Source organism: Edwardsiella ictaluri ATCC 33202 (assembly GCF_000264785.1).
Taxonomy (GTDB): Bacteria; Pseudomonadota; Gammaproteobacteria; order Enterobacterales; family Enterobacteriaceae; genus Edwardsiella; species Edwardsiella ictaluri.
Genome location: NZ_AFJI01000017.1, coordinates 1 through 8,189, shown reverse-complemented (window position 1 = coordinate 8,189; position 8,189 = coordinate 1). Strand labels below are relative to the sequence as shown.

General features: G+C 53.3%; 7 protein-coding genes. 5 read left to right on the top strand and 2 right to left on the bottom strand.

What is annotated here, in order from left to right:
- Positions 1–330 (top strand): YijD family membrane protein (locus EIEH_RS01660; protein ID WP_035608514.1); only part of this gene is annotated, 330 nt, incomplete at its 5' end.
- 49 nt (positions 331–379) lie between these two features.
- Here EIEH_RS01660 and trmA read toward each other — a convergent pair.
- On the bottom strand, positions 380–1,480 hold the full coding sequence (gene trmA / locus EIEH_RS01655; protein WP_015872986.1) for a tRNA (uridine(54)-C5)-methyltransferase TrmA: 1,101 nt from the start codon (positions 1,478–1,480) through the stop codon (positions 380–382).
- Positions 1,481–1,977: 497 nt separating this feature from the next.
- Entirely contained in the window at positions 1,978–3,111 is a 1,134-nt protein-coding gene (locus EIEH_RS01645) for a porin (protein WP_035608510.1), read from the bottom strand.
- 235 nt (positions 3,112–3,346) lie between these two features.
- On the opposite strand from EIEH_RS01645, the gene aphA reads away from it, so the two are divergent.
- The 4 genes from aphA to murI all read left to right on the top strand — a co-directional run bounded on the left by aphA (position 3,347) and on the right by murI (position 7,894).
- Positions 3,347–4,072: an acid phosphatase AphA gene (gene aphA / locus EIEH_RS01640; RefSeq protein ID WP_015872984.1), complete on the top strand. Its 726-nt coding sequence runs from the start codon at positions 3,347–3,349 to the stop codon at positions 4,070–4,072.
- A 26-nt stretch (positions 4,073–4,098) separates the two neighbouring features.
- A complete protein-coding gene (locus EIEH_RS01635; RefSeq protein ID WP_015872983.1) occupies positions 4,099–4,908 on the top strand; it encodes a 5'-nucleotidase, lipoprotein e(P4) family in 810 nt (269 codons plus the stop codon).
- Between the two features lie 330 nt (positions 4,909–5,238).
- Positions 5,239–7,086 (top strand): TonB-dependent vitamin B12 receptor BtuB, encoded by a 1,848-nt coding sequence (gene btuB / locus EIEH_RS01630; RefSeq protein WP_015872982.1) that lies wholly within the window; start codon positions 5,239–5,241, stop codon positions 7,084–7,086.
- Positions 7,031–7,894: a glutamate racemase gene (gene murI / locus EIEH_RS01625; RefSeq protein ID WP_035608506.1), complete on the top strand. Its 864-nt coding sequence runs from the start codon at positions 7,031–7,033 to the stop codon at positions 7,892–7,894. The genes btuB and murI overlap by 56 nt, the downstream gene beginning before the upstream one ends.
- Positions 7,895–8,189 lie beyond the last annotated feature (295 nt).

Sequence of the window (8,189 nt, the reverse complement as noted above, 5' to 3'; positions counted from 1 at the left end):
CGCGGATCGTTTTCTGCGTTGTTCAGTAGCGTCGTACCATTTTCCGTTTTTCCACTGATAGCCCTGGTGCTGTCAGCCTATTGTTTACACCAGCGTTATCTTCACGTCGCCATGCCAGAGGGTATGCCAGTGCTCTCATCCTCCTGTTTTCTGCTCGGCCTCCTGTTTTACAGCACGCTGATCCGCGTTGAATATCCCGCCATTGGCTCCAACTTTCTGCCCTCTTTACTGTGTGTAGCGTTGGTGCTGTGGATCGGTGTCCGGATTAAAAGACAGCGCAGCCGCACCGTGCAGGATAGGGATGATGATGACGATGAGAGACACCGTTGAGTCACACCGCCGCGGGCAGCCAGACAGAGAGCTGCCCGTTTTTTTGGGATCAGCGACGTTCCAGCAGTACCCCGCACTCCATATGGTGGGTATACGGAAATTGATCAAACAGCGCCAGGCGCGTGATCCGATGACTCTGGTTGAGCGTGTGAAGGTTATCGCATAGCGTCAGTGGATTGCAGGAGATGTACAGGATGTTCGGGTATCCCTGTACCATGCCAAGGGTTTCTGTATCCAGACCGCTGCGTGGGGGATCGACGAAGATGGTATTGCACTCATAGCTGTGCAGATCGATGCCCTGCAGACGGTTAAACGCCCGGACGCCCTGCATGGCTTGGGTAAACTCCTCTGCCGACATGCGAATGATCTGTACGTTGTTTATCTGATTGGCGGCAATGTTGTACTGCGCAGCCGCGACGGACGGTTTGGCTATCTCAGTGGCCAGCACCTGACGAAAGTTGTGTGCCAGCGCCAGTGAGAAGTTGCCGTTGCCGCAGTACAGCTCCAGTAAATCCCCCTCTGCACCGCGCGTGGCGTCCAGCGCCCACTCCAGCATCTGAATATTGATGGCTGCGTTGGGCTGGGTGAAGCTGTTTTCGACCTGGCGATAGATCATCTGGCGTCCCGCGACCGGCAATACCTCATCGACCCAATCCTGGTCTAGGCAGATCTTGGTCTTACTGGCCCGTCCGATTAGCTGGATAGCGAATCCTTGGCCGCGTAACGCATCGCGCAGAGCCTCTGCGGCCTGCTTCCAGGCATCATCCAGCGTGCGGTGATACAGTAGGGATACGATAATCTGCCCGCTGCGGGTGGACAGGTAGTCTATCTGAAACAGTTTATGGCGTAGGGTTGGGTTGGGACGCAGAGCGTCGAGCAGCAGCGGCATCAGGCGGTTGATCAGTTCGCTGGCGGCCGGGAACTGATCCACCCGGATGCGCTGTTTGCTCTGGGGATCAAACATAATATGGTAGAGGTCATCGCCATCGTGCCAGATCCGGAACTCGGCACGCATGCGGTAATGGCTCACCGGCGAGCGGAATGGCTGTACCGCAGGGGCACCGAACGGCTGCATCATTTGCTCCAGACGGTGGATTTTTTCACTGAGCTGGTCGTCATAGTGTTCGGTTGGCAGCATGCTTGGCGTCATATCGGTTCTCATCGGCACGGGAAAGTTACGGCAGGTATGTTCATCCCGCCGCACGGGGCGTCGGCGGGACGGGCAGTCAACGGTCGAGCAGATGGCCATCGGCCTGACTGCGCTTTGGTCCGCGATAGGTATCCCAAAGGATGCGATTGTAGGCGATGGACGTATGATGTCCAGTCCCGCGTGCGTTACTCTTCGCTTAGCGTGCCCTTGTAATAATAGCGGAAGCTGGCGCCGAAATGCTCAACGCGTTTGCTGACCAGCGCCATGGTTTCAAATTCGGAGAGGATATGTTCAGCTCTATAGCGGCTGATTCCAGTAAAGTGGATAATATCGGTGATGGTAAAGTAATAATCCGTATTTTTCTTTAGCAGAAGAAGTATCTTGTAGCTATTAATTAGCTCGGTTTTCTTTTTTTTTCATAAAGCATAGGGTATCAGAGGGTATCAATTGAAGAGGGGACCGCCATTAGCGTTAGGCGATCCCGGCAGGAGAAAATATTAGAACTTATAGTTCAGCATAGTGACAAAGACATCATCGGTGCTGATACCGTTATTTCGCGTGAAGGTGTTGTCATCCAGCAGGTTGATCTTATATTCAAAGATGAGCGCCAGGTTCTTGTTAAAAGAGTAGGTGGTCGCCAGATCGATGAATTTTACATAGGTTTGGTTACTGCTTGCGTTACCCTTGAGATCTTTTGCCGTTCCGTTGAGATAGGCGAGGGAGGGTTTCAGGCCGCAGTCGAACTGATACTGGGCCAGCAGCTCATATCCACGTGCCTTCGGTGCAAATCTATCCTGTTTACCAATATAGTGCATATTCTTGACTTCACCATAGATGGCGGCCAGATAGACATTATGGTTATCATAGCGGGCACCAACGTTCCAGCCATCCGCCCGTTTACCCAGGTCATCCTGACGCTGCTCCAGCGTACGCGCTGAATTAGCGTATGCTCCTCCGATGCTGAGACCATTCCCGAAACGATAAATCAGCGAGCTCCCAACCCCATTGCCGTTCTGGTGCGCGACGCCGCGAGGGTTGCTGCTGAGCGGACCCGTCTGAGTTTCCGGGGCGTTCCAGCCGTCATTTTTACCCTGTATCTGTAGGCCAAAATCCAGGCCGTCAACCAAGTTAAAAATATTACGGTTACGGTATGTGGCGACGTTATTGGTACGGTAGGTCATAAAGTTATCGACGCCGTCATAAGAGACGCCGCCGAATACAGGAATAGGCGCCCCGGTCCAACCATTAATATCGTTCAGGATCCCGTAGTTCCGGCCATAATCAAAGCTTCCATATTGTCCGAAGCCTATGCCGGCATATCCTATACGCGTTGTGTTTTTACTGCTGCCAGCACTTTCTGGTTGGTTTAATTTTACATTGTATTCCCAACGTGCATAGCCAATCATAAGATCATTGATTTTGGTTTCACCACGTAGAGTGAACTTTACCTTTGATTGATCTCCGGCAATATATTTATCTTGAGAAAAATAATGTCTTACCTTAAAAGAGCCATCTAAATAAACGCGATTGCCGTTCTGGTTGTAAATCTCTGCTGCATGTGAAATGAGCGGAAAAATACCTATGCAGCCTATGGTGGACAGGGCCACAAGCGAGCGGATTGTATTCATCATTGATTCCTGCTGATAATTATTAGACGTTATTAAAAATAAGAGCAACGGCGTTGCTTTTTTATGATTATACAAATGAATGACGGTTTTTTGTGATGAATGTCACGTATTTGCGTCTATTTGTAACATGAATGTCTTTAAACATGGATCATGATCACATTAATCACGCTGTTTGAGTCGATATAGTTTTATATATACAAAATGGACTCCCTCCATGCAAAATTAAGAGATTATCGCTATGTTTATAACCACAAAAAAATCACTGATTGCATTAGTCCTTGCTACAGCCGGTCTGATTTCCTCTCCAGTTTCTTTTGCTACTGAGACAGGCGCACAGCCGAATCTGGGCGCTACGCTGACGCAGTTAACGCAGCAATATCCGATTCACTGGATCTCTATTGAGCAGGTCGCTGAAAGTCTTAAAGGGAAGGCACCGATTAGCGTTGGTTTTGATATCGACGATACACTGTTATTTTCCAGCCCAGCATTTTTTTATGGGAAACAAAAATTTTCACCTGACAGCAATGCGTTTTTGAAAAACCAGAAGTTTTGGGATGCAGTCAGCAGCAGCGGTTGGGATCGCTTCTCGATCCCCAAAGATTCTGGCCGGGCGCTGATGGAACTGCATTTAAAACGCGGTGATCATGTCTATTTCATCACCGGACGTCCGATGCCGTCTAATGGTAAAGAGGATTTGACTCAAACGCTGAAAGACGATTTCAAAATTCCGGATAATCAGCTGAATAAGGTGATTTTTGCCGGGACCAAACAAGATGCCAAAGTTGAATATATGCAGAAGTACCATATCACCATCTTCTACGGTGATTCTGACAATGATATTCAGGACGCCCGCAAGGCTGGCGCTGAAGGGATCCGGGTGCTGCGCCCGCTGAACTCCACCAATAAGCCGATGCCGAAGAACGGGGCATTTGGTGAAAAAGTCATCGTGAATTCCCAGTACTGATCGCGTTAATAGACAAGAAGGCATTGATGAAACATACGCTAAAACTGAGCCTGGCCGCGGCGGTGATGGTATTGGCCGGTTGCGCCGCCCACCCGCAGAGCGCACAGCAACAGCTGTCATCGCAGGCGACGCTGGCCGTGAATTGGATGCAACAGTCAGGCGAGTATCAGGCGCTGACCTGGCAGGCATTTAACGTCGCTAAAACTGCATTTCTCAACAATCCCGCGCCTAAAGGCAGTAAGAAGGCCGTGATTGTCGATATCGATGAAACTATGGTCGATAACACGCCCTATGCCGCTTGGCAGATCAAACAGTCACGCAGCTTCAGCGAGGTGGAATGGGATCAGTGGGTTGAGGCGCGTCAGGCTAAGGCATTACCGGGCGCGGTCTCCTTTGCCCGCTTTGTCCAGGACCACGGCGGCCGGGTCTTTTACATCTCCAATCGCTCGCAGCAGGGGCTGAGCAGCACGCTGGCCGATCTGAAGGCGCAGGGATTCCCGGATGTTAGCGCTGAGAACCTGCTGCTGAAAGACAGCAGCAGCAATAAAGTCGCGCGTTTTAAGCGTGTGACCGAGATGGGCTATTTTCCGGTGCTGTATGTCGGCGATAACCTGAATGACTTTACCGGGGCGACTTACCACCAGGGCAATGCGGTGCGTAAAGACTTTGTGGCCGAAAATCATCAGAAGTTTGGCACGCAGTTTATCATTCTGCCCAACCCCTCTTACGGTGATTGGGAAGGCGGAATGGCGAAAGCGTATTGGAAGCAGTCTGCGGCAGAAAAGCTGAAGATCCGCGACGCCAATCTGTCAGCCTGGACGCCGGCAGCCCAGTAACGTTGTTTTAGGTGGCGCTTCGCAATATAAGGTGCTAGGTGTTTCATTTTACTCTCTGTTGCGCCGTCGGCTTCCGTTTCTCCTACCGGCGGCGCACTTTTTGCACACATAAACATGTGGGTTGCGTCGTTATTTTAGTTAAAATCGAGCCCAGTTTTACTGAACTGAGAATAATCCTCTAATCACCTTCCTTTTTCTCCGAATTCAGAGCCGCTCAGCACGTGCGCTAGGGTATCCCTATGCCGATGTGCTGGGTAGAATGCCCTGTTTTTTGAGTGAGGCAGCAGGGAGCCGGCCTGTTATCTTGGGTGTAGAGAGAAGGCAATTATAATGAATAAGAAACATATGGTTATCGCGTTGTTTCCGGTGACGGCATCCGTGTCGGCCGGGGTGCAGGCGGCGCAGAGTGAGATGGTGGTGACGGCCAGTCGCTTTGCCCAGCCGGTGTCGACGGTGCTGGCGCCGGTGGACATTGTGACCCGGGACGATATCGACCGCTGGCAGTCCAAGAGCCTAGACGAGGTCATGCGTCGCCTGCCGGGGATCGACATCGTCCAGAATGGTGGCTTGGGGCAGAGCTCCTCGCTGTACCTGCGTGGTACAGAGGCGCGCCAAGCGCTGATTTTGGTCGACGGGATCCCTCTGGCTCGCCCCGGCATCACCAATGTGGCTGCGCTGAATCAGATCCCGCTCGCCATGGTGCAGCGTATCGAATATATCCGCGGGCCGCGTTCGGCGGTCTATGGCTCCGGAGCCATCGGTGGCGTTATCAATATCATTACGCTGGACGCCGAGCCCGGTGCGCAGCTGAGCGTGGGCACCGGTACCAATCACTACCAGCAGTATGATGCCGGGGTGCGTCAGCAGCTGGGAAATACAACCCTATCGTTGGCGGGCTCTTTTCAGACGACCCGCGGCTTTAATGTTCAGCCTGACTCGCCCTATGGGCCTGACGGCGATCGGGACGGGTTTCGTAATAAAGTGCTGTGGGGTGGGGTAGAGCACCGTTTCTCTGAGGCCTGGTCTGGTTTTGTCCGCGGCCATGGCTACAGCGAAGCCTCTGATTATGATGCGGGGAAATACGGCAGCGATAGCAGCGGTACCCAGCGCCAGCTGTACAACCACAGCTACGATATGGGACTGCGCTATCATGCCGGCGCCTATGCGTCGCAGCTGATCGCCGCTTATCAAAAGATCAAGGATTACAACTATAGCGCAGTCTATGGCCGTTTTGGCAACGGCAGCTCCCTGGATGATCTACGGCAGTATAACCTGCAGTGGGGCAATACTTACCGCTTTGACAGCGGCATGCTCAGTGCCGGGGCCGACTGGCAGCAGCAACGTTTGATCTCATCAGATACCAAGAGGACGCAACATTACCAGCGCTACGACGCTGGATTTTATCTGAGTGGTCAACACAAAGTGGGCAGCGTGACACTCGAGGCCTCTGGACGGGCGGACAATGATCAGCAATTTGGCTGGCATGGTACCTGGCAGAGCGCCGCTGGCTGGGAGTTTATCCCCGGCTACCGTGCGACGCTCTCTTACGGCACCGGTTTTCTGGCACCGTCGCTGGGGCAGCAATTTGGCTCCGATCGTATGGATATACAAAGCAATCCCAACCTGCGCCCGGAGGAGTCGCGCCAGTGGGAGGTGGGGCTGAGCGGCCTGAGCGGTCCGCTGGACTGGCAGCTGTCGGCCTACCGTAATCAGGTTCGCAACCTGATCACCTACTTTAGCGATCCGATCACCCGACACGGACAGTACAGTAATATTGACTCGGCGACCATCAAAGGCGTCGAGTGGGTCGGCAGTATGGATACCTGGGCGCTGAGCCACCGCGTGACCCTGCAATATATTGATCCCCGAGATGATAAAACCGGAGACCTGCTGCCGCGTCGCTCCCGTCATCAGGGTAAGTACCAGTTGGATTGGAACCTTTGGGATCTCGGGATGGATCTGGCCTACCAGTATTTCGGCCGCAGTAGCGATAAAAGCGCGCCGGGCGGTAAGCTGCCCAGCTACAGCACGGTAGACATTTCGGCCTCTTATCCGGTTACATCCCAGCTCACGGTTCGTGGTAGAATTGGTAATCTGTTAGATAAAAATTATCAAACCGCTTATGGCTACCAAACCGCAGGACGGGAATATTATCTCTCCGGTAGCTACACCTTCTGATGATGTAGCCACTGCCAAGCCTACCGTGCTGGTGTTTGACTCCGGTGTCGGTGGGCTTTCTGTCTATCAGGAGATCCGCGCGTTACTACCGGATCTCCACTATATTTATGCCTTTGACAATCAGGGATTCCCCTACGGCGAGAAAGAGGCTGTGTTTATCACGGAGCGCGTGCTGCGCATCGTGGCGTCGCTGCATCAGCGCCATACCCTATCGGCGATGGTTGTCGCATGTAATACCGCTAGTACCATTGTGCTGCCTGCGCTGCGTGCGCGCTTTCCCTTTCCCGTCGTGGGCGTGGTTCCCGCGATTAAGCCGGCGGCCAAGCTAACCCGCAACGGCATTGTGGGGCTACTGGCGACTCGCGCGACGGTGCAGCGGGCCTATACCCATGAGCTGATCGCCCGCTTTGCGACAGACTGCCAGATAAAAATGTTGGGATCGGCGGAGCTGGTCGAGCTGGCGGAGGCGAAGCTGCACGGCGAGGCGTTGGATCTGCAGCGGCTGAGAACGATTTTGCGGCCCTGGCTGACGATGGCCGAGCCACCGGACACCGTGGTCTTGGGATGTACCCATTTCCCGCTGCTGCGCGATGAGCTGGCGCAGGTATTGCCCGCCGGCACCCGTTTGGTGGACTCCGGTGCCGCGATCGCCCGCCGGGTTGCCTGGCTGATTGCCAATCAGGCGACGCTGCCGGGGAAAGATATGCGTAATGTTGCCTATGCGACGCAGTGTGATGCTCAGACGGCCGCCCTGCTGCCGGTATTGCGTCAGCTGGGTTTTGAGACTCTGCGGGAACTGAGTATATAAGCGGCAAAACAGGCGTCGTTGCTGAAAAGTTATTCGGTTGACTCATTTTTTTGAAAATAGGGCTTGTCACGTAGCGAGAAGTCCCTATAATGCGCCTCCACTGACCGGGAACAACGACCGATACGTCGCCCAGCCAGTCGGAGAAAGCAAAAAATAACTGCTTGACTCTGCGGGCAAAAAGCGTAGTATACGCAGCCCACGCCGGTGATAACTCAACGGGTTTTCACGGCGACGCTCTTTAACAAATTATCAGACAATCTGTGTGGGCACTCGCAAGATTCGTATCAAGCATTTC